The organism is Streptomyces marincola, assembly GCF_020410765.1.
Classification (GTDB): Bacteria; Actinomycetota; Actinomycetes; order Streptomycetales; family Streptomycetaceae; genus Streptomyces; species Streptomyces marincola.
This window is the reverse complement of sequence record NZ_CP084541.1, coordinates 6,040,807-6,061,730: the sequence shown is the minus strand read 5'-3', so window position 1 is coordinate 6,061,730 and position 20,924 is coordinate 6,040,807. Positions and strand designations below refer to the sequence as shown.

At 74.7% G+C, this 20,924-nt stretch carries 19 protein-coding genes; 7 read left to right on the top strand and 12 right to left on the bottom strand.

Annotation, left to right across the window (positions count from 1 at the left end; translation table 11 throughout):
* Positions 1-3 precede the first annotated feature (3 nt).
* The 5 genes from LC193_RS26770 to LC193_RS26750 all read right to left on the bottom strand — a co-directional run bounded on the left by LC193_RS26770 (position 4) and on the right by LC193_RS26750 (position 5,050).
* Entirely contained in the window at positions 4-1,419 is a 1,416-nt protein-coding gene (locus LC193_RS26770) for a vWA domain-containing protein (RefSeq protein ID WP_226077944.1), read from the bottom strand.
* Positions 1,416-2,816 carry a hypothetical protein gene (locus LC193_RS26765; protein WP_226077943.1) on the bottom strand — a complete coding sequence of 467 codons (1,401 nt, stop codon included), beginning with the start codon at positions 2,814-2,816 and terminating at the stop codon, positions 1,416-1,418. Before LC193_RS26765 ends, LC193_RS26770 begins: the two co-directional genes overlap by 4 nt.
* Positions 2,816-3,361 carry a hypothetical protein gene (locus LC193_RS26760; RefSeq protein ID WP_404819495.1) on the bottom strand — a complete coding sequence of 182 codons (546 nt, stop codon included), beginning with the start codon at positions 3,359-3,361 and terminating at the stop codon, positions 2,816-2,818. The genes LC193_RS26765 and LC193_RS26760 overlap by 1 nt, the downstream gene beginning before the upstream one ends.
* 153 nt (positions 3,362-3,514) lie before the next feature.
* Positions 3,515-4,501: a hypothetical protein gene (locus LC193_RS26755; protein WP_226077941.1), complete on the bottom strand. Its 987-nt coding sequence runs from the start codon at positions 4,499-4,501 to the stop codon at positions 3,515-3,517.
* A gap of 180 nt (positions 4,502-4,681) precedes the next feature.
* On the bottom strand, positions 4,682-5,050 hold the full coding sequence (locus LC193_RS26750) for a MerR family transcriptional regulator (protein ID WP_226077940.1): 369 nt from the start codon (positions 5,048-5,050) through the stop codon (positions 4,682-4,684).
* Between the two features lie 137 nt (positions 5,051-5,187).
* Between LC193_RS26750 and LC193_RS26745 the strand changes: the two genes are divergently transcribed.
* Positions 5,188-6,786, top strand: coding sequence for an MFS transporter (locus LC193_RS26745; RefSeq protein ID WP_226077939.1), 1,599 nt, complete (start codon positions 5,188-5,190; stop codon positions 6,784-6,786).
* Positions 6,787-6,810: 24 nt separating this feature from the next.
* On the opposite strand, the gene modA is transcribed toward LC193_RS26745, so the two are convergent.
* From modA to LC193_RS26730, 3 genes are all read right to left on the bottom strand, one after another.
* Positions 6,811-7,626: a molybdate ABC transporter substrate-binding protein gene (gene modA, locus LC193_RS26740; RefSeq protein WP_226077938.1), complete on the bottom strand. Its 816-nt coding sequence runs from the start codon at positions 7,624-7,626 to the stop codon at positions 6,811-6,813.
* Between the two features lie 63 nt (positions 7,627-7,689).
* Positions 7,690-8,100 carry a pyridoxamine 5'-phosphate oxidase family protein gene (locus LC193_RS26735; RefSeq protein WP_226077937.1) on the bottom strand — a complete coding sequence of 137 codons (411 nt, stop codon included), beginning with the start codon at positions 8,098-8,100 and terminating at the stop codon, positions 7,690-7,692.
* 103 nt (positions 8,101-8,203) lie between these two features.
* A complete protein-coding gene (locus tag LC193_RS26730; RefSeq protein WP_226077936.1) occupies positions 8,204-9,781 on the bottom strand; it encodes a S8 family peptidase in 1,578 nt (525 codons plus the stop codon).
* 301 nt (positions 9,782-10,082) lie between these two features.
* Here LC193_RS26730 and LC193_RS26725 point away from each other — a divergent pair, with 301 nt between their 5' ends.
* Complete coding sequence (locus LC193_RS26725) at positions 10,083-11,414, top strand: purple acid phosphatase family protein (protein WP_226077935.1); 1,332 nt, start codon at positions 10,083-10,085, stop codon at positions 11,412-11,414.
* Between the two features lie 102 nt (positions 11,415-11,516).
* Here LC193_RS26725 and LC193_RS26720 read toward each other — a convergent pair whose 3' ends face one another.
* The 3 genes from LC193_RS26720 to hppD all read right to left on the bottom strand — a co-directional run bounded on the left by LC193_RS26720 (position 11,517) and on the right by hppD (position 14,734).
* Positions 11,517-11,924 (bottom strand): cold-shock protein, encoded by a 408-nt coding sequence (locus LC193_RS26720; RefSeq protein WP_226077934.1) that lies wholly within the window; start codon positions 11,922-11,924, stop codon positions 11,517-11,519.
* Between the two features lie 331 nt (positions 11,925-12,255).
* The gene (fahA, locus tag LC193_RS26715; RefSeq protein ID WP_226077933.1) at positions 12,256-13,506 is read right to left on the bottom strand and encodes a fumarylacetoacetase; all 1,251 of its coding nucleotides are present in this window, start codon (positions 13,504-13,506) and stop codon (positions 12,256-12,258) included.
* Positions 13,507-13,609: 103 nt separating this feature from the next.
* Complete coding sequence (hppD, locus tag LC193_RS26710; RefSeq protein ID WP_226078893.1) at positions 13,610-14,734, bottom strand: 4-hydroxyphenylpyruvate dioxygenase; 1,125 nt, start codon at positions 14,732-14,734, stop codon at positions 13,610-13,612.
* Positions 14,735-15,103: 369 nt separating this feature from the next.
* On the opposite strand from hppD, the gene LC193_RS26705 reads away from it, so the two are divergent.
* The 3 genes from LC193_RS26705 (at position 15,104) to LC193_RS26695 (ending at position 18,154) form a co-directional block, all read left to right on the top strand.
* Entirely contained in the window at positions 15,104-16,015 is a 912-nt protein-coding gene (locus LC193_RS26705) for a S1 family peptidase (protein WP_226078892.1), read from the top strand.
* Between the two features lie 269 nt (positions 16,016-16,284).
* Positions 16,285-17,136 carry a siderophore-interacting protein gene (locus tag LC193_RS26700; protein ID WP_226077932.1) on the top strand — a complete coding sequence of 284 codons (852 nt, stop codon included), beginning with the start codon at positions 16,285-16,287 and terminating at the stop codon, positions 17,134-17,136.
* A gap of 70 nt (positions 17,137-17,206) precedes the next feature.
* On the top strand, positions 17,207-18,154 hold the full coding sequence (locus LC193_RS26695; protein ID WP_226077931.1) for an ADP-ribosylglycohydrolase family protein: 948 nt from the start codon (positions 17,207-17,209) through the stop codon (positions 18,152-18,154).
* Here the strand turns inward: LC193_RS26695 and LC193_RS26690 are convergent.
* Entirely contained in the window at positions 18,120-18,584 is a 465-nt protein-coding gene (locus LC193_RS26690) for a hypothetical protein (protein WP_226077930.1), read from the bottom strand. The two genes, LC193_RS26695 and LC193_RS26690, sit on opposite strands and share 35 nt — an antisense overlap.
* Positions 18,585-19,196: 612 nt before the next feature.
* Here LC193_RS26690 and ligD point away from each other — a divergent pair.
* Positions 19,197-20,189, top strand: a complete 993-nt coding sequence (gene ligD / locus LC193_RS26685; protein ID WP_226077929.1) for a non-homologous end-joining DNA ligase — start codon at positions 19,197-19,199, stop codon at positions 20,187-20,189.
* 27 nt (positions 20,190-20,216) lie between these two features.
* Positions 20,217-20,846 (top strand): nucleoside/nucleotide kinase family protein, encoded by a 630-nt coding sequence (locus tag LC193_RS26680; RefSeq protein ID WP_226077928.1) that lies wholly within the window; start codon positions 20,217-20,219, stop codon positions 20,844-20,846.
* Positions 20,847-20,924: the final 78 nt, after the last annotated feature.

Genomic DNA, 20,924 nt, shown 5'->3' with positions numbered 1-20,924 from the left:
TTCCTAGGTGAGGAACGTCTTGAGTTCGTGGACGAGCTTGCGGATGTGGCCGGAGATCACCGGCGTGCCGAGGTCTTTGAAGCGCTCCCGGAACCATGGGTTGACGCTGCCGCGGCCGGAGCTGGTCACCGAGCCGACGGGGATGAACTTGGCTCCAGAGCGGTGCACCGCGACCATGCTCGCGAACAGCTGCTCGGTGCGCCATTCGTAGAAGTCGGAGATCCATACGACGACCGTGTCGCGCGGTTCCGCGATCTTCGGCCGGGCCAGCGCCATCGCGACCGTGCCGTCGGTGCCGCCGCCGAGCCTGGTGCGCAGCAGGGTCTCGAACGGGTCGTGCGCCCACGGGGTGAGGTCGAGGGCCTGCGTGTCGTAGGCGATCAGGTGGACGTCGACCTTGGGCAGCCCGGCGAAGATCGAGGCCAGGATCGTGCAGTTGACCATGGAGTCGACCATCGAGCCCGACTGGTCCACGACGACGATGAGCCGCTGGGGGGTCGTCTTGCGCGCGGTGTGCCGGTAGTAGAGGCGGTCGACGTACAGCCGCTCCTCCTCCGGGCTCCAGTTGGTCAGGTTCTTCCAGATGGTGCGGTCGAGGTCGAGGTTGCGGAACACGCGTTTGGGCGGGACCGAACGGTCGAGGTCGCCCACCGTGGTCTTCTCCACCTGGGTGCGCAGCACCGCGGCGACCTCGTCGACGAACCGGCGGATGAGGTCCTTGGCGTTGGCCAGGGCCACACCGGAGAGGTTGTCCTTGTCCCGGAGCAGCTGGTCGATCAGCGACATGCTCGGCGTCAGCCGGGCGGCCAGGTGCGGGTCGGCCAGCACTTCCCGCAGCCGCATCCGTTTGACGAGGTCGGCCTCGATGGCGCCGAGCTGCGGCCCGATCTCCGGTATCAGCCGGCTCAGGTCGGGCATCGCGCCGGGTCCGCCGGTGCCGGTCGGGCCGACGCCGGCGCCGGCGGGCGGACGGCCGCCGCGCAGTTCGCCCGGCCGGCAGCCGAGTGCGCGTTCCAGCCAGCCGGCGTCGGACTGCCAGCGGGACAGCGCCTCCGCGGTGACGGTGCCGGAGCCGGTCGCGAAGACGTTGAGCAGCACCTTGGAGACCAGTGCGGCCCGGCGGACCTCGGCGGCCCGGTCGCGCTCGCCGTCCTCGGGCCCCGGCACCATGAGGGCGTCGAACTCCGCGGCCAGCTCGGGGTGGCGCTGCACGACGGAGTCCACGGACGCGTGGGGGTCGAGGAGCGCGGGGGGCAGGCCGATGTCCTCGACGACGGCGAGGCTCGCGGACTCCAGCGTGGCCTGCTCCTCGGAGTCGAACAGGTGGGCGAGGAGTCGCCAGTACAGGGCCTGGCGGCGGTTGTCGTGGCGGTCGGCGCCGCCGGGCGGGGCGGCGGGTCCTGTCGTGTGGTCCGTCATGACCGCAGCAGCCTTCCGGCGCGTTCCCGCAGGGCGGTCACCGCGTCGGTCGCGGCCTTCTCCGCCCGCAGCCCCGCCTTGTCGGTCGTGCCGCCGGCCCAGCCGCCGGCGTGGACGGCGGCCTGCTTCCTGCGGACGGTGCTCTCGACCGCGAGGGGCTGCACGGAGAACGCCCCGTCGTCCCAGCGGAGCAGGCCGATGCAGGCCGCCGACCTCTCGACGGCCTGGGGCGTGAGCGGTCCGGCGGCCGGTATCCGGTCGGTGTCGACGGCCAGCGGGTGCCCGGCGACGGTGAACGTGAGGCGGTCGTCGCGCTCGGGGTCCCGGTGCGCGGCGTAGCCCTCGATGAAGACCGGTACGGCGATGCCCGCCGGATGGCGGTCCAGCGGAGCGGTCGCCGCGTCGGTGGCGGTGGGCAGGACCACGCGGGCGGTGGCGAACGGGTCGGCCGGATCCCCGGGACGGGCGTGCTCCTCGTTCCAGAGCAGGTCGCCCTCGGGGGTGAGCGGCATGCCGGTCAGCTCCATCGAACGCCCCTCGCCGGCGGCGGCGAGCAGCGACAGGTGCGGCCTGAGCAGCTGCCAGACGCCGGCGCCCACGACGGAGTCCGGCTTCGGTACCGACACACTGGCGCGCACCAGGCGGGGCCCGCTCCCGTCGGCGGGCTCGAACACCGCGTGCACCTGGGCCTGGGCGGCGGTCGCGTGCTCCTGGAGGTCGACGCCGAGCGGCAGCAGGCGCCCAGTGGCGGGAACGGCCTGGGGTGCGTCGGCCACCGCTCCTGGCAGCGTCAGCAGCATCGCGCGGGCCCACAGGTCGCCCCAGCGGCGCGCGGGGAACTCGGCCATGGCCGCCCCGGGGCAGGACGCGGCCAGTTCGGCCGAGAGGCCGTCGAGGAGCAGCGCCAGGCGCCGCAGGGACGGCTCCGTGAGCAGCGCGGAGACGATCCGCGCCGCCCCCGAGACCAGGTCGTGGTCCAGGCCCTGCCAGCCGGCGCGCGCCACGTCGGCCAGCCAGGTCCTGGCGGCGGCAGGCAGGTTCGCCGCGGGCGCGCCGCCGGGCTCCCGGACCGGCGCCCGCGCCCGGTCGCGGCCGGTGGCGTCGTCGACGCGGGCCAGCAGGGCGTCGTGCACGGCGCCCAGGAGCGCGGTCCTGGCGGCGGCCAGGGCCGTGAAGTCCTCCTCGCCACCGGCGCCCGCGGCCACCTTCTCGGCCGCCTCGGCCACCCGGTCGGCCAGCGGTGTCCCGGCGACGGCATCGGCCGTCTCCCGCAGTGCGTCCGCCTGTTCGGCGCGTGGCCGGACCAGGCCCGTGACGAGCGCACCGTCGAGGGCGTCGACGGCGGCGAGCGCCTCGTCGAGTCCCGCGACGCCCTCGGCCAGCGCGGCGGCGCGCATCACGCCACCGTCCTGGTCGGCGGGAACCACTGCATCTCGGGCACCGGTACGGTGACGGGCGCGGGCTCCAGGTAGGCGAGGTGGCGCAGGAACCGGCTGAAGACGGGCGCGGCGGCCTCCGGCGCGGCGTGCGGCGGTCTTGAGTGCATGGCGGCCACGAGGGACCGGGCGTCCACCTCCTCCCCGTCCCCCGGCTCGACCCGCAGGTAGCGGGCGACGCGCGGGGCGCCGTACTGGAGGACCGCCTCGCCGAGCATCGCGAGGATGTGCTTGCAGAACCCGCCCCTGGCCATCGTGCAGGGCCGGTTGTTGTTGGTGCTGCACGCGAACGCGTGGGTACCTGCCTCGATCAGCGAGACGTACACCCGCGCGATGTCGGAACCGCTGGACACCACGCCCTGCACACGTCCGTCGGCCAGCTCGACGAACGGGACCTTGGCGAGCTTGCGGGGCCGCGCGGGTGGCAGCACCCGCACCGTGCTCGACCTTACGAAAAACGACAACGCACCATCCTCCGGGGCAGCATGAGGGAACGTCCGCGCCATCTCGGCGGAACGTGACTCAACCTACGCGCGACCTCTGACAACGGCGCAGGCGAGACGGCGTGCCGCGGCCAAGCGGACGCCGCCCGGGACCGCGGGAGCGGTCCTGGGCGGCGGAGGTGAGGGAGGGGCGGCGGGTGCGCGGGCGGGGTGCGGTCAGTGCGCGGCGATACGGAAGACGCCGATGTCGTCCCCGAGGCGCCCCTCGGCGGGAACGGTCTGGTTCAGCGACGCCTCGACGCCGACCCAGCCGTGGAAGGCCCCGTCGTCGTCGATGATCTGGATCATGGGCTTGACGTGCGAGTTGCCCGTGTAGCAGTGCTCGCCGCGGCCGTCGGCGAGCGCCGTGCGCCAGTGCCACAGCGTGTCCCTGCGGTGCCCGGTGGCGGTGTTGGCCGGTGTCACGTAGTAGTCGGTGCTGCTGGCCGTGCGGCCCGCCAGGCACCGGCCGCCGCCGCACGCGGTCCAGTCGCGCATCCAGAAGGGGTTGCCGGCACCGCTGTCGATGTGCGGCCGGTCGTTCTCCGCGCTCACCTTCCACAGGAAGTAGTCGTGGTCGAAGGCGTCGTGGTCGGCCGCCGCGACGGTGGCGGTGGAGGCACGGGCGCTCCAGGCCGCGTTGCTCCCGTACCCGAAGCCGTGGGTGGCGCCGAAGCCGGAGCGGCGGAACGCCAGGGTGGCGAGCGCGCCGTCGGCGGCGGTCGCGACGTTCCACTCCTCCCAGCCCTGCCCGTTGTCCCAGGTGATCCGCAGGATGCCCGCGTCGACGGTCCAGTCGCCCGTCAGGGACTGCGGGGCCGCGCTCGACTGGTAGCCGTGAGCGGTGCGGACGGTGCAGGAGCGGGTGGGGCAGCCGGTGGCCTGGACGCCGGTGGACGAGCGGGCCTCACGGCGCCGCTGCGTCCAGTGCCAGTGCTGCTCGGTGACGGTGCCGTCGGTGGCGAACGTGTACTGGCCGAGCCTGACCCAGTTGGTGGTGGAGCCGGCCGCGAGTCCGCCGACGGCGACGGCGAACCGGGTCTTCCCGGCCGGGAGTTCGGCGGCCGATGCGGTCGGGGGCGCGCCGAGGAGGCAGGCCAGGACGAGCGAGAGGAGCACGAGGGCCGGGCGCGCCGGCCGAGGACGTGGGGTGTCACGGGGCATGGCGGCCTCCGGAATCGTCGTCGCGGCGGCGCGGCCCTCCGGGCGGCCGGGGCGCCAAGAGCGCGTTGCCGGCGGGGAGTTCACGGGACGCGCCGCCTTCCTTCCGGCGACATCTTCCGCCGCGTGCGGCGTGCATGTCAAAGCTTTCCGCCGGTGCGGGACGAGGGCGGGAGCGCCGGGTCAGCGGGCGGGGTCGGCCTTCGGCGCGGCGGCGATGACCTCGTCGAGCACGGCGCGCGAGGCGCTCAACTCCGCGATGACGCCGGACAGGCGCTCGCGCGCCTCGTTCAGGTCGTCCAGCATCTCGGCGCAGGTCGGCACCAGCCGTTCCCCGTCGTCCCGCATGCACGGCAGCACCTCGCCGATCAGGGCCGTGGGCAGCCCCGCGGACAGGAGGGTCCGGATGCGGCGCACCGTCTCCACGTCCCCCTCCCGGTACTCGCGGTAGCCGCTGGGGCGCCGCTCCGGGTGCAGAAGCCCCTGCTGCTCGTAGTACCGCAGCAGGCGTTCGCTGACTCCCGTGCGGCGGGACAGCTCCCCGATACGCACCGCGACCCCCTTACGCGTCGGGCACTTGACTCTGACATCGATGTCAGACCCTAGCCTGCCGGGCAGCGCGGTGACAGACGACGGCCGTGTCGCCGTTCCGCCCCCCGCATGCCGCCGACCGCCCCGAGGAGACACTTGTGACCGCCGGAGACAGCGCCGCCCCGCCACGCGCCGGGCGGCGGGAGTGGGTCGGGCTCGGCGTCCTGGCCCTGCCCACCGTGGTTCTGGCCATGGACATGACGGTCCTGCATCTGGCCGCGCCCACGATCAGCTCGGAACTCTCGCCGAGCGGCGGCCAGTTGCTGTGGATACTCGACATCTACGGCTTCCTCATCGCCGGGTTCCTGATGACGATGGGAACGCTCGGCGACCGCATCGGGCGCCGCAGACTGCTGCTCATCGGCGCCGCCGCGTTCGCCCTGGCCTCCGTCCTCGCGGCGTACGCGAGCAGCGCCGAGATGCTGATCATGGCCCGTGCGCTGCTCGGCGTGGCGGGGGCGACGCTGATGCCCTCGACGCTCGCCCTCGTCTCGACGATGTTCGCCGTGCCCGCGCAACGCACCTTCGCCGTCGCCGTGTGGATGACGTGCTTCATCAGCGGCGAGGCGATCGGCCCGCTGGTGGGCGGGCTGTTGCTCGAACACTACTGGTGGGGCTCGGTGTTCCTGATCGCCGTCCCCGTGATGACGCTGCTGCTCGTCGCCGGCCCCCGGCTGCTGCCCGAGCACCGCGAGGGGGCCGCCGGCCGCTTCGACCTGACCAGCGCGGCCCTCTCGCTGGTGGCCGTGCTCTCGCTGGTCTACGCGGTGAAGCAGCTCTCGGAGTCGGGTCCCGGCCTCACCCCGCCGGCCTGGGGCGTGCTCGGCCTCGTCGTCGGCGCCGTCTTCCTGCGCAGGCAGCGCAGGCTCGCCGAACCCCTCGTGGACCTCGGGCTGTTCCGTATCCCCGCGTTCAGCGCGGCGCTCAGCACGCAGACGCTCGCGGTGTGCGCCATGGCCGGCTCCCAGCTGCTGCTCATGCAGTACCTCCAGTCCGTCCTCGGGCTCTCGCCGCTTCAGGCCGGCCTGTGGACCCTGCCCGCGGTCTCCATCGGCATCGCCGGCACGCTCCTCGCGCCCCGGCTGGTGACCCGGGTGCGGCCGGCCACGGTCGTCGCGACCTGTCTCGGCATCGCCGCCGTCGGGGCCCTGATGATCGTGCCGGCCGGCCCCGAGGACGGTCTGGCCTGGGCGATCACCGGGTTCACCGTGCTCTACAGCGGCATCACCCCCATCCTGGCCCTGACCACCGACCTCGTCGTCGGCTCCGCGCCCTCGGAACGCGCCGGGTCGGCCTCCGCGATCTCCGAGAGCGGCGCGGAACTCGGCCTGTCCCTGGGCATGGCCCTGCTCGGCAGCCTCGGTCTCGCCGTCTACCGGCGGCAGTTGGGCGAGCAGGCCCCGCAGGGCCTGGACGACGAGACGCTGCACGAGGCGCAGGACACCATCGGCGGCGCCGTCACCACGGCGGAGGACCTGCCGGAGCCACTCTCCGGCGCCCTGCTCGACGCGGCCCGCGACGCCTTCACGACCGGGCTGCACAGCACCGCGCTCCTCACCTCGGTGGCCCTGCTCGCGACCGCGGTCCTGGCCGCCGTCACGTTGCGCCGCGCGCCCACGACCGGCGGACAGGACGCCGCCGCGGACCAGGAGCCGGCGGCCCCGGTGGCCGGGGACGGCCGCGACCGTTCGCTTTGAACGGCGGACGCGGACGGCGGCCGGTCAGGGCAGGCCGAACCCGGCGTCCGCCAGCGCGGCGCGGGCCGTATCCGAGCCCAGCCAGGCGACGAAGTCGCGTGCCTCGTCGGGGTGCTGACTTCCGGTCAGCGCCGCCGCCGGGTACGTGGCGACGATGTTGTGCTCCTCGGGGAGCGGCACGGTCCGCACGTCGTCGCCCGCCGCGACGGCGTCGGTGGCGTACACCAGGCCGGCGTCCGCCTCGCCCAGCCTGACCTTGCTCAGCACGGCGCGCACGCTGGGCTCCTGGGAGTCGGCGGCAGCCTCGATACCCGCCGCGTCGAGCACCCGCTGCCCGTACCGGCCCGCCGGCACCTCGGGGGCGGCGAGCACCAGGCGCAGCCCGGGATCGGCCAGGTCGGCGAGCCCGCGCACCCCGCCCGGGTCGTCGGGCGGGGTGACCAGGGCCAGCTCGTTGCGGGCGATCACGACGGGCTCCTCCGTGCGGCCGGCCAGCCCGTCCATGGTCTCGGTGTCGGCCGTGACCAGGACGTCGGCGGGAACGCCCTGGGTCACCTGCGCGGCCAGTTCCTGCGAGCCCGCGAAGGAGAAGGTGAGGTCCGCGCCCGGTCGTTCCCGCTCGTACCGCTCCCCGAGCACTTCGAACGCGTCGGTCAGCGAGGCCGCGGCGAGCACGGTCAGCGAGGCGCCCTCGCCGCCCGCCGCGTCGTCCCCGCCGCCGGTGCCGCAGGCGGTGAGGGCGAGGAGGAGTGCCGCGCACGCCGCGGCGGCGCGGCCGGGCAGCCGGCGGCCGGAACCCCACACGAACGTCCCCTGTCGCAGATGCGAGTGATCTGCCACGAGCATATGGCATCTGCGAGCGCCAGGGGGCGCGCGGGTTGGTATCCGCGCCCGACCGGCCGGTCAGCCGCCGGGCCGGACGCTGCCCATGACGCGGGTGACGGTGATCTCGATGGCGACCCGCCGCGGGTTGACCCGGGGGCGCCGGTACCGCTCGGTGTAGCGGCGTTCTGCCTCGGCGACCGCCTCGGGCGCCGAGGTGACGGTGGCCGTGCCTTCGAGCGTGGACCAGCGGGCGCCGTCCACCTGGCACACCGAGACCCGCGCCCGTTCGCCGGCCGCGGCGAGGTGCCGCACCTTGTGGCTGGCCCCCGAGGTGATGACGCGGGCCAGCCGGCGTTCGTGGTCGTAGGTGACGCCCACGGGCGCCAGGTGGATGCCGCCCGCGGCCCGCGGGATCGCCAGCACACCGAGGTGGCGTTCACGCCAGAACGCGAGAAAGTCCTGGTCGGGGTCGGGCTGCGGTGCGGTCATGGGCGGGCTCCTCGGCGTGTGTGCCGCGAAGCCTACCCGCGCCCGAGGGGGCGCGTTCCCGTGCCTCCGCGCCCCCCGCGGGGGGCGCGGAGGCGGCTGGGCGTCAGAAACGCAGCGCCCAGGCGTCGATGAATCCGCTGTCCTCAAGGGCCGGGTCCCGCACGGCGAGCTGCCAGGTGCCGTTGGGGTCGAAGCCGGGCCGCTCCCAGGTCCAGGTGCGGGCGATCTCGTACCACGCGCAGCTCAGTTGCGAGCTGCACAGGAGGCGGGCGGTGCCGTCGGGCGCGATCACCTGGACGTTGAGGTTGATCGCGCGCTCGTGCTTGATGTCGATGTCCATGTACACCGGCCCGCTGAGCGGGGCCATGCCGGATACCTCGATCTCGGAGACCACGGTCTCCCGGTCGATGGTGGGGACATCCGTGTCGTTGGCGAACGTGGGCTGCTGCGGCACGTCCACGTGGCCGCCCTCGTCGCCGGTGTGGAGCAGGACGTTCGGCGTGCCGTACGGCAGGGCCCTGAGGGCCCCGGTGACCGCGGTGGCCCGCAGGGCCTCGCTCACCTGCTGCGGCGTGGCCGCCGGGTGCTCGGCCAGGTACAGGGCTGCGGCCCCGGTGACGTGCGGGGCGGCCATGGAGGTGCCGTTGAGCGTACGGGTGGCGGTGTCGTTCGTGGCGTCGGCCGAGGTGATCTGGACGCCGGGGGCGAAGAAGTCCACGGCGGGCCCGCGGTTGGAGCTGGCGGCCATCGTGTCCGTGCTGTCCGCGGAGCCGACGGTGATGGCCTCGGGCACCCCGGCCGGTGATTTGGTGGTGGCCGCGGTGCCGTCGTTGCCCGCGGAGACCACGTAGGTGATCCCGGAGGCGATGGAGGCGGAGACCGCGGCGTCGAGCACCGGGTCGTCCGGGATGCCCAGGCTCATGTTGACCACCGAGGGGCCCGAGGCGTTGCCCGTCACCCAGTCGACTCCGGCCACGATCGTCTCCGAGGTCGCGTAGCCGCTGGAGTCGATGACGCGCACGGAGACGATGTCGGTGTTCTTGGCCATGCCGTGGAGGGCGCCGGCGACCGTGGCCGCGACGTGCGTGCCGTGGTTGCGGCCGTCGACGCCGCCCTCGTCGAAGAAGTCGAAGCCGCTGGTCGCCCGGCCCTCGAACTCCTCGTGCGTGATGCGGACCCCGGTGTCAACGATGTAGGCGGTGACGCCCTCGCCGCCGTGCGAGGGGTAGGTGTAGGACGCGTCGAGCGGGAGTTCCACCTGATCGACGCGGTCGAGGCCCCAGGAGGGCGGGTCGGTCTGGACCTCGTCGGCGGCACGGTGGCGCTGGTTCTGGGCGACCTGGAGCACGTCGGGGTCGGCGGCCACGGCCAGGGCCTGGGCCTCCGTCATGTCGACGGCGAAGCCGTTCACGGTGTGCCGGAAAACGCTGGTGATCTCCCCGCCGCGGTCCTCGACCAGCGCGCGGCCGGCGGCGGAGGCCGCGGGCACCTCCTCGGCCAGGGTGACGAGGTAGCTGCCCGATATGGTGCCGGGCTCACCGGCGTTGGCTATGCGGCCGGGGGCGGTGGTGGGACCCGTGTCCTCGCCGCCCGGGGCCGCGGCGGCGAGTCCCGGGGTGGCGGCGAGCGCGAGCACGGCGAGGGTGACGAGGGCGCGGCGGGCTGGAGGATGTCCGTTCATGAAGCGGTCGTTGTCCTCTCATCGGCGTTTCGTCACGAACAAGCCGCCCGCACGGTCTGCACCGCGTGGGCGACTTCTTCGTGATCAACCCTTCGAACGTACGTAACTCCCTTACGCCCCACAAGAGTCACGTGCCCCTGGCAAAATCGCCGAACATCTGCTCAGGGACCGCCGGGCGCCCGGTGTACCGCGCCGGGTCACGCACCGACCCGGCCGCGTTGACCGCATGTTCATGTCCATGCCGGACAACGGGGTACGACGTCGTGCCATCCGCTCCGTCGCCGCACCCGAAGGAGTCGACATGTCTCTCCGTACACCCCGCCCGGCCGCCGGGACCGCGCGTTCCCGCCCCCGGGCCGGCGCCGCACGCCGCGCCGCCCTGCCCGTCGCCACCGCCGCGCTGCTCGCCGGTCTCGCGGCGGCTCCCGTCCAGGCCGCGGGCGACGGCGCCGCTCCGGCCGCGGAGGGCGCGTTCGAACGCGTCGTGCTGTCCCCCACCGCGACGCCGGGCACCTCGCAGACCATCACCTGGCGTACGCCCGAACCCGCCGACGCCGTCGCCGAGTTCGGCCCGGCCTCGGGCGGCGCGACGACCGCGGTCGCGGGCACGGGCACCGGCGAGGCCGGCGGCGGCATCCACCACCGGGTGACGCTCGACGGGCTGACGCCCGGCACCGAGTACCGCTACCGCGTCGGGGACGGCGCGCGGTGGGGCGCCTGGACGACGTTCCGCACGGCGGGTGCGGCCGGCGAGCCGTTCTCGTTCGTCTACCTCGGGGACATCCAGAACGACATCACCTCGGGTGCCGCGCCGCTGGTCCGCGCCGCCTACGCGGACGGTGCCGACGCGGCGCTCTCCGTGCACGCGGGCGACCTGGTCAACAACCCGAACGCGGACGACGAGTGGGCCGAGTGGTTCTCGGCCGTCGGTGCCGGCACCACCTCGACCACCAACCAGATCACCACGCCCGGCAACCACGAGTACGACGGCTGGGAGCTGTCGGGCCACTGGACGCGGCAGTTCCCCGGGGCCGGCAACGGCCCGGACGACGAGGACCTGGACGGCACCGCCTACTACACGGACTACCAGGGCGTGCGTTTCATCTCGTTGAACAGCAACTACACCAACGCGCCCTGGTTCGACGTGCGGGACTGGCTTGAGGACCAGGAGGTCTGGCTGGACCGGGTGCTGCGCGACAACCCCAACCGGTGGACCGTGGTCACGTTCCACCAGCCGGTCATGTCCAACAGCGAGGGCCGCACCGGGGCGCTGGTCCGCGCGGCGTGGCTCGACGTCCTTGAGGAGCACGACGTCGACCTCGTCCTCCAGGGGCACGACCACTCCTACGGTCGCGGGAACCTCGTGGCGAACCGCACCGCCGACCCGTCGGTCACGACCGGTCCCGTGTACGTCGTGTCCGTGGCCGGGCCCAAGATGTACGAACCGTCCACGCTCGACTGGCGCCTGGCGGGCGCCGAGGTGCGCACCCAGCTCGGCGACACGCAGACGTACCAGATCGTGGACGTGACCGAGAACTCCCTGACCTACCGGGCCAAGACGCAGGACGGCACCGTGGTGGACGCGTTCACCATCGTCGAGGACGGCGCGGGCAAGCGCGTCGTGGAGAACTGAGCCGCGGGAAACGGCGACGGCGCCGCTCCCGGGGACCGGGGGCGGCGCCGTGGCGTTCTCACGCGGGCGCGCGGCGGCCGTGGCCGGCCGCCGGGTCACAGGTCAGGAGTCGACCCAGCCGTGCGAGTGGGCGACCTGGATGAGCCGCTGCCTGATCTGGAGGATCTGTTCCGAGGTCGCGCCGGGCGCGGCCTGGAGCAGGGCCTCGGTGATCTCCTCGACGAACTCGCGGACGGACAGCACGTCGCACAGCTCCTCGCCCGCCGAGACGCCCGAGGAGCCGCGCGGCGCCGCCGGGCGGTCGCCGCCTTCCTGGAGCTGGACGTTGCTGGCCTTGAGGCCGCGGTCCCCCTCCTCCACATCGAACCGGACCACCATGCCAGGCCCCAGCAGACGCTTGTCGAATTCCAGGTCGTTGACGTGGATGAACACATCCTCGCCCCCGGTGTCCGGCGCCACGAACCCATAGCCCTTGAGCTCGTCGAACCGCACGACCTTTCCCGTAACCATCAACACCCCACAAATCACATGTAGCGGCCCGCCGGGACCCGTTCCCGGCGGGCGGGCGGACGGACGCCCGCTCCGTGCACCGGTGCGGCAGGCCGTGGCACCGCCACACCGGTCCCTGCAACATACCCGGCGGGGCCGCCCCGCGGAAAGGACAGGGTCCGCGGCGGGCGCTCGCGGCTCGCCGCGAGGGGACCGGGCCGCGCGGGCTTTCGCTGGTGGGGCCGCACGTGCGCAGCGCGCGCCGGGCGCGCGTTCGGACTCCTGTCCGGATACGCCGCCGCACGTGCGTCCGCTTCCGGGGCGGTCGCGCGCCGGGGACGCCCGGCGCGGCTCAGGAGGCGGCGGGCGGCGCGGCCACGACGCGGCCCCTGACCTCTCCGAGACCGACGCGGGTGCCCGCGGGGCCGGGCGCGCTCGCGCCGATGACCACCTCGTCGCCGTCCTTCAGGAACGCCCTCGTGCTGCCGTCGGGCAGGGTCAGCGGTCGGCTGCCGTCCGCGGTCAGCTCGATCAGGGAGCCGCGCTCGTCGGCGCCCGGGCCGCTGACCGTGCCCGAGGCCAGCAGGTCGCCGGTGCGCAGGGACGCGCCGTTGACCGTGAGGTGGGCGAGCTGCTGGGCCGCGGTCCAGTACATGGCCGCGAACGGGGGGCGCGCGAGGCGGTGGCCGTTGAGCCGCACGTCGAGCGTGAGGTCGAAGCCCCACGGTTCGGCGGCCGGCACGGAGTCGTCGAGGTAGGGCAGGGGCCGTGGGTCGCGGGGCGGCGGCGCGGTGCGGGCGTGTTCGAGTGCGGCGAGCGGGACGATCCAGTGCGAGACCGAGGTGGCGAAGGACTTGCCGAGGAACGGCCCGAGCGGCACGTACTCCCACGCCTGGATGTCGCGCGCCGACCAGTCGTTGACCAGGCAGACGCCGAACAGGTGCCGCCCGGCTTCCGCGAGCGGCACGGGGCGGCCCGGCTCGGAGGGGACGCCGACGACGAAGCCGACCTCGGCCTCGAAGTCCAGCCGGGTGGCGGGGCCGAACCGGATCTCGCCGCCCGGGTCGCGGCGCTGGCCGGCCGGGCGCGGCACCGGCGTGCCCGAGGGCACGACCGTGCCGGCGCGGCCGTGGTAGCCGATGGGCAGATGCTTCCAGTTGGGCGTGAGCGGGTCGCCGTCGGGGCGGAACATGCGGCCCAGTGCGGTGGCGTGGTGCTCGCTGGCGTAGAAGTCGACGTAGTCGGCCACGGTGAACGGCAGGTGCGAGGTCACGGACGCGGCGGGCACGAGCAGCGGCTCGATCGCGGCGCGGTGCCGCGGGTCGGTGAGCCACCCGGTGACGGCGGCGCGCACGCGGTCCCAGACGGGCCGCCCGGCGCCGAGGAACGGGTCGAGGTGCCCCGCCGCGAACAGCGGGGCGTCCGTCGGCAGCAGGGCCGCGGAGGCGGCGGTGAGGTCGAGCACGAGGTCGCCGATGGCCACGCCGGCGCGGCGGGCGCCGGAGTCCGGAGCGGTGTAGCTGCCGTAGGGCAGGGTGTGGACGCCGAAGGGGTGGTCCGGGTCGAGGCCGAGCCAGGTGGCGCGGTGGTCGGCGACGGTCATGAACGGCCTTCCGGTCGGGGGCGGGGTCGGGGCGGCGCCGGGGCCGCGCCGCGCCCGCCCGTTCCGGTGGCGGTCGGGCGGGCGGGCGCGGCGGGGGCGCGGGTCAGAAGTTGCCGCGCCTGGCCTGCTCGCGCTCGATGGCCTCGAACAGCGCCTTGAAGTTGCCCTTGCCGAAGCCGAGTGAACCGTGGCGCTCGATGAACTCGAAGAAGACCGTGGGCCGGTCGCCGATGGGCTTGGTGAAGATCTGGAGCAGGTAGCCGTCCTCGTCGCGGTCGACGAGGATGCCGCGCGAGCGCAGCTCCTCGATCGGCACGCGGACTTCGCCGATGCGGGCGCGCAGCGCGGGGTCGGAGTAGTAGGAGTCGGGGGTGTCGAGGAACTCCACGCCCTTGGCGCGCAGCGCGTCGACGGTGGCGAGGATGTCCCCGGTGGCCAGCGCGAGGTGCTGGGGGCCCGGGCCGCCGTAGAACTCAAGGAACTCGTCGATCTGTGACCGCTTCTTGCCGGGGGCCGGCTCGTTCAGCGGGAACTTGACCCGGTGGTTGCCGTTGGCGACCACCTTGCTCATCAGCGCGGAGTACTCGGTGGCGATGTCCTCCCCCACGAACTCCGCCATGTTGGTGAAGCCCATGACCCGGTTGTAGAACGCGACCCACTCGTCCATGCGGCCGAGTTCGACGTTGCCGACGACGTGGTCCAGCGCCTGGAAGAGCCGGCGCGGCTCACCGGCCGGCTTGACGTAGCCCGACCGGCGTTCGACGTATCCGGGCAGGTAGGGCCCGTCGTAGCGGGAGCGGTCGACCAGGCTGTGCCGGGTGTCGCCGTAGGCCGCGATGGCCGCGACGCGGACGGTCCCGTGCTCGTCGGTGAGGTCGTGCGGCTCCTGGAGCACCGTGGCGCCCTGGGCGCGCGCGTGGTCGACGCAGCGGTCGACGTCCGGCACTTCGAGGGCGATGTCGACGACGCCGTCGCCGTGGCGCCTGTGGTGGTCGAGCAGCGGGCCGGCGGGGTCGGTGCCGCCCTTGAGGACGAACCGCACCGCGCCCGAGCGCAGCACGTAGGCGTGGTGGTCGCGGTTGCCGGTCTCGGGTCCGGAGTAGGCGACCAGCTCCATGCCGAAGACCACCTGGTAGAACAGCGCGGCCTGGGTGGCGTTGCCGACCGACCACACGACGGCGTCCCAGCCGGAGACGGGGAACGGGTCGGCGGCCGGGTCGTGGGCCACGAGGCCGACGAGCCGGTGGAGCTGCTCCGGGTCGAGGTCGGCCAGCCGCTCCTGGCCGGTGAGGGTCACTTCAGAGTCCACGATCGGCTTCCTCGCTTCCGTGACGGCGACGCTGACGCACAACGGTGCTGTGCAACCAGGACACCGGAGAAGGGATGACCTGCGCAAGTGGACCAGTCAACGCTGACCTTACTGCCCATCATCGCGCGACTTCCGCGCGCTCGACTGGACACAGTGACCACCCTGGCACGGGAGCGGCGGCCCGCCCGGTGACCGGAAAGCGCGCTTGGCAGGACCGCGGACGCCCGGAAGACTCCCCGGCATCGGATCTGTCAGGCGCATGCCATAAATGAGGCGGAGCACACCGTGATCAGACACCTCTTCTCCCTTCTCCGAACCGGCGCGGGCCGCGGCGGCCGGGCCGGCGCCCTCGTGGCCGGCCTGCTCGCGTCGGTCGGCCTGCTGGCGCCCGCGGCCACCGGGGCGGAGCCGCGTGCCGCGTTCTCCGCCGCCGAGCTGGCCGCGGCCCACGACGCGGTGCGCGCGGCCGGCGTGCCGGGGACCGCCTGGGGCCTGGACCCGGCCGCCGGCACCGTACGGGTCACGGCCGACGCGACGGTCACCGGCAGCGAACTCGACCACGTGCTGCGGACCGCGGGCCCGCTCGCCGGAGCGCTGGACATCGAACGCGTGCCCGGCCGCTTCCGGCCGCACCTCCAGGGCGGTGACCCCGTGTACGCCCCCGGCGGGCAGCGCTGCGCCGCCGGGTTCAACGTCACCTCGGGCTCGGCCGACTTCTTCGTCACCGCGGGGCACTGCACCGAGGGCAACCCGACCTGGTACACGGACCCGGGGCTGACGGTGCCCGTCGGCACGACCGCGGGCACCAGCTTCCCCGGCAACGACTACGGCGTCGTCCGGTACACCAACCCGGCCGTGCCCAGGCCTGGCACCGTGAACTGCGACGGCACGAGCGTCGACATCACGGGGCCGGCCGACGGGACCATCGGCAGCCGGGTCCAGGTCGCCGCCCCGAGCGGCTGCCGCTCGGGGGCGGTCCTCGCGCTCAACCAGAGCGTCAACTACGGCGGCAACATCGTCAGCGGTCTCGGACGCGTCAACGTCTGCACCCAGCCCGGTGACAGCGGAGCGCCGGTCTTCGTCGGCTCCAGGGCCCTCGGGACCGTCTCGGGCGGCATCGGCGACTGCGCGGCCGGCGGCATCACGTTCTACCAGCCCATCGGCGAGGTCCTCGGAGCCTACGGACTCACCCTGCTGTGAGTCTCCCGCGCGGCCTCCCGGACGCCTGTGCGGCCCCGCGTGCGGCCCGCGCCCGGCGCCCGGGAGGACAGCACGGAGCGTAGGCGGACGGCACGGAGCGCCACCCCCGGCCCGCGCCCCCTGCGCTTCCCAGGGGCGCGGGCCGGAGTTGATTTGCCTCGGCGCGCGCCGAGCGCGACGCTGGCACCACACGCACCATCGGCACCACTGCACCGCCTGCACCACCTGCACCCGCCTGCACCACTGCACGACCGAGCGAGGAGCGCGCGTTGTCCGACCGTCCCACCCGCAAGCCCCCCACACAGCACCGCGCGCTGGTCCTGCGCACCGAACGCCTCACGCCGCACACCATCCGGGTCGTGTTCGGCGGCGAGACGCTGCGTTCCTTCGCCACCGGCCCGTACACCGACAGCTACGTGAAGCTGCTGTTCCCCGCGCCGGGGGTCGCCTACCCCGAGCCGTTCGACGTGGCGGCCATCCGCCGCGACCTGCCGCGCGAGCAGTGGCCGAGGACCAGGACGTACACGGTGCGCGACTGGGACCCGCGCACGCCCGAGCTGACGATCGACTTCGTGCACCACGGGGACACCGGCCTCGCCGGGCCCTGGGCGGCGTCCGCGCGGCCGGGGGACGAGATCTTCTTCCTCGGCCCCGGCGGCGCCTACGCGCCCGACCCGTCCGCCGACTGGCACCTGCTGGCGGGCGACGAGAGCGCGCTGCCCGCGATCTCCACCGCCCTCGCCGCGATGCCCGCCGGGGCGCGGGCCCGGGTGTTCGTCGAGGTGGCCGGGCCCGAGGAGGAGCAGAAGCTCGACACCCCGGGCGACGCCGAGGTCGTGTGGCTGCACCGGGGCGAGGGCCCGGTGGGCCGGGCGCTGGTGGCGGCGGTGACCGCGGCCGAGTTCCCGCCGGGCGCCGTTCAGGCGTTCGTGCACGGCGAGGCGCACTTCGTGAAGGAGCTGCGCCGGTACCTGCGGGTGGACCACGGGGTGCCGCGCGAGCGGTTGTCGATCTCCGGCTACTGGCGGCGCGGCCACGACGAGGACGGCTGGCAGGCGGGCAAGGCCGAGTGGAACCGGCAGGTCGAGCAGGAGCAGGAGAGCGCCGGCGCCCCGGAGTGAGCCGGCGCGCCCGGCCGGGTCGGCGCGCGCCGGTGGCCGCGCCGGGGCGCAGCGGGCAGCATGGTGCGGCATGAGGAGCAGCGGGGCAGCGGCCCGCGACAGCCTGCACGGACTCGCCCTCGGGGACGCGTTCGGCGAGCGGTGGTTCCCCCTGGCCCGCGTGCCGGGAGCGGCCCGAGCGGCCATCCGGGCCCGCCGCACGCCGCCGGACCTGACCTGGCCGTGGACCGACGACACCGCGATGGCGCTCGGCGTGTTCCGTGCGCTGCGGGTGGACGGTGAGATCCGGCAGGACCGGCTGGCCCGGGTCTTCGCGGAGGGGTACGCGGCCGATCCGGGACGCGGCTACGGGCTCGGCATGCGGGAACTGCTGCCCCGGCTCGCGCGCGAGCCCGCGGCGTGGCGCACCGAGGCGCGCGGTCTCTTCGGCGGCGAGGGCAGCCTGGGCAACGGCGCCGCGATGCGCGTGGCGCCGCTCGGCGCGTGGTTCCGCCACGATCTCGAACGCGTGGTCACGCAGGCGGCGTTGACGGCCGGGATCACGCACTGCCACCCCGAGGGAGTGGCCGGCGCCGTGGCGGTCGCGGTCGCGGCGGCGCGGGCCGCGGCGACCGCGGCGGCGCCGGGGCCCGCACCGGCCTTCCTGCACGCGGTGGCCGGGCACACGCCGCCGGGCGCGGTGCGCGACGGCCTCACGCACGCCGCCGAGCTGCCCGCGGGCACCGCGCCGCGGGCGGCGGCCGAGGCACTCGGCAGCGGCCGGCGCGCGCGGGCGGCGGACACGGTGCCGTTCGCCCTGTGGTCGGCGGCCCGGCACCAGGACAGCCTGGTGGACGCGCTGTGGTGCACCGCGGAAGGGCTCGGGGACGTGGACACGACGTGCGCGATCACCGGCGGTGTCGTCGGGGCGCGGACGGGGCTCGCGGGCGTTCCGGCGACGTGGCTGGCGCGCCGCGAGCCGCTGCCCGCGTGGGTGGACGGCGTCAGCCCTGACCGAGGCCGCTCGGCACCGGGGTGACCGAGGTGACGGGCGAGACGCCGGCGAGCCGGCAGACCGCGATGTAGAGCAGGATCGGGTGGGTGTAGGGGCCCGCGTCCTCGGGCCAGTGGATCAGCTGCGGCGCGGTGCGGGCGCGGCTCGCGGCGTGCTCCCTGCCCGCGGGCGCGGGCAGGCAGGCGCCCGCCCAGTAGCGCGCGGTGTCGGGCCAGTTGAGGCCGATCTGCGACTCGGACGGCACGACCCACCACCAGCGGTGGCCCGTGGCGAAGACGGCGCCCGCGCGCGGCAGGCTGGCCATGATCCGGCGCCCGTGCTCCTCGGAGACGCCGACGGCGTCACTGGCGAGGCCGTCGGGCGTGGTGACCGGCAGGTAGAGGTGGGCGGGGCGGGCGGCGGACTGGATCGCGCCCGGAGCGCTGCGGCAGGCGTTGCCGCGTGGCCGGTTCACGGGCCGGGTCCCGGCTAGCCGCGCCGGGGCCGCTCGGCCCCGCGTCCGCCGTGGCCGGCTCCCCGGGGCTCGGCCGAGTCCCAGAGCGTGCTGAGCGCGCGGCCCCGCGCGCGCACGCCGTCCGGATCGCAGGGAATCGTCGGCGCCGCTCCCCTCCTGCCCTCGGCGGGAGCGTGACGTGCCGTCACCTCCCGCCGGGCGCACACGTGCGCGGCGCCGACGATTCCCGCGTTCGCGGGCAGCCGGACGGTCTTACCTGGCTGCCCGCTCGGAGGCCGCCGCGCCGCGGCGTGCTGCCCGGGGACCGCGGGCGCCGCGGCGCCCCCCGGACGTCGCGGCTGGACGGTCCCCCGGTAAGGCGCGGTGGCGGAAAGAGCCATGCTGTCGCCTTTCGTCTGCCGATGTCCTGCGCGTCCCTGTTCATCCAGGTGCGGCGCGTCCACTTCACTATGGCACTGCCAAGTTCAGGTCGCAATAGGTAACTTGAAAATTGCAGATCGCCAGATGCGGAGTGGTCGTGTGCGCTGGCGCACGCAGTGTGGACGCGCTCCCACATCACTCGAACCGACTACCGTACGTGTGCATATTCCGGACGCGCCGTGTACTGGTCGCATGCACGAGATTCCTGAGGCGGTGCCCCCGATGCTGGCCGTCGAGGGCGAACTGCCCACCGGCCCCTGGGCGTACGAGTACAAGTGGGACGGCTACCGCTGCTGCCTGCGGGCCGCGCCGGACGGAACCACCCGCCTCACCAGCCGGAACGGCAACGAGCTCACGGCCGCCTACCCGGAGCTGACCGGTCTGCCGCCGGCCGCGTTCGGCGGCCTGGCCACCGTGCTCGACGGCGAGGTCGTGGCGCTCGACCCCGCGGGCCGCCCCGACTTCGGGCTGCTCCAGCGCCGCGGGCGGCAGCGCCCCGCCGGCGGGCGGGCGGCTCCCGGCGTCACCTACTTCGCGTTCGACCTGCTCCGCTCGGGCGGCACCGACTACCTGCGCGCCCCCTACACCGAACGCCGGTCGGCGCTCCTGCGCCTGGCCGCCGCGGCGGAACCGGCCGCCGAGGGCCGGATCGCGGTGCCGCCGCACTACACCGCGGACGCCATCGCCCCCCTCGACCTCCTCGGCATCGCGCGGCGGCACGGCCTGGAAGGACTGATGGCCAAGCGCCTCGACTCGCCCTACCTGCCGGGCCGCAGGTCGAGGTCGTGGGTCAAACGGCCGCTCGTGCGGACCCAGGAGGTCGTGATCGGCGGCTGGCAGCCCGGCGCCGGACGGCGTTCCGGCACGATCGGCTCGCTGCTGCTCGGCGCCCACGACGCGGCCGGGGACCTGCGCTACATCGGGCACGTCGGCAGCGGCTTCACCGAAGCCGCGCTCGCCGACCTGCTGCGGCGGCTCACCCCGCTGGCCCGCGGCACCAGCCCGTTCGCCGGTCCTGTGCCGCCCGTCCACGCCAGGACCGCCCGCTGGTGCCGGCCGCGCCTGGTCGGCGAGGTCGCCTTCCGGGCCTGGACGCGGGACGGCAGGCTGCGGCAGCCCTCGTGGCGCGGCCTGCGCCAGGACACGTCGCCGGCGCAGGCCGTCCTGCCGCCGCCTCCCGGCTGACACGGGGCTGCCGTAGGGTGGCGCCCCATGGATCTCGACGCGCTGACCGCGGACGCCCGCGGCCTGCGGCGGGCCGGACGGCGTTCCGTGCTCGGCCTCGCGGGGCCGCCGGGCGCGGGCAAGTCCACGCTCGCCCGCGCCCTGGCCGGCGCCCTGGGCGATGAGGCGGCCTACGTACCGCTCGACGGCTTCCACCTCTCCAACGCGCAGCTCGACCGGCTCGGGCTGCGGTCCCGCAAGGGCTCGGAACCGAGCTTCGACGTCCGGGGATACGTCGCCCTGCTGCGGCGGCTCACCTCGGCGGGCGATGGCGCCGCCGCGACCGGGGTCTACGTGCCCGACTTCGACCGCGACCTCGACGAGCCGGTCGCCGCGCGGCACCTGGTGCCGCCCGGGGCCTGGCTGATCGTCACCGAGGGGAACTACCTCGCCTGCGATCTGCCCGGCTGGCGCGAGGCGCACGCCCTGATGGACGAGGTGTGGTACGTGGACGCGGGCGAGGAGGTGCGCGACGCCCGGCTGATGCTCCGCCACACCGGCCACGGCCGCACCCGGGAGGCCGCGCGCGCCTGGATCGACGGCAACGACGTGCCGAACGCCGGGCTGGTCGCCGCCTCACGGGCGCGCTGCTCGCGCGTCGTGCGGTCCGGCGGCTGAGCACGGACCGACGGGGCGGGAACACGGCGGCAGGCAGCGGGAGGCAGGGGGCGGACGGCGGGACCGCGCACAGGTGAG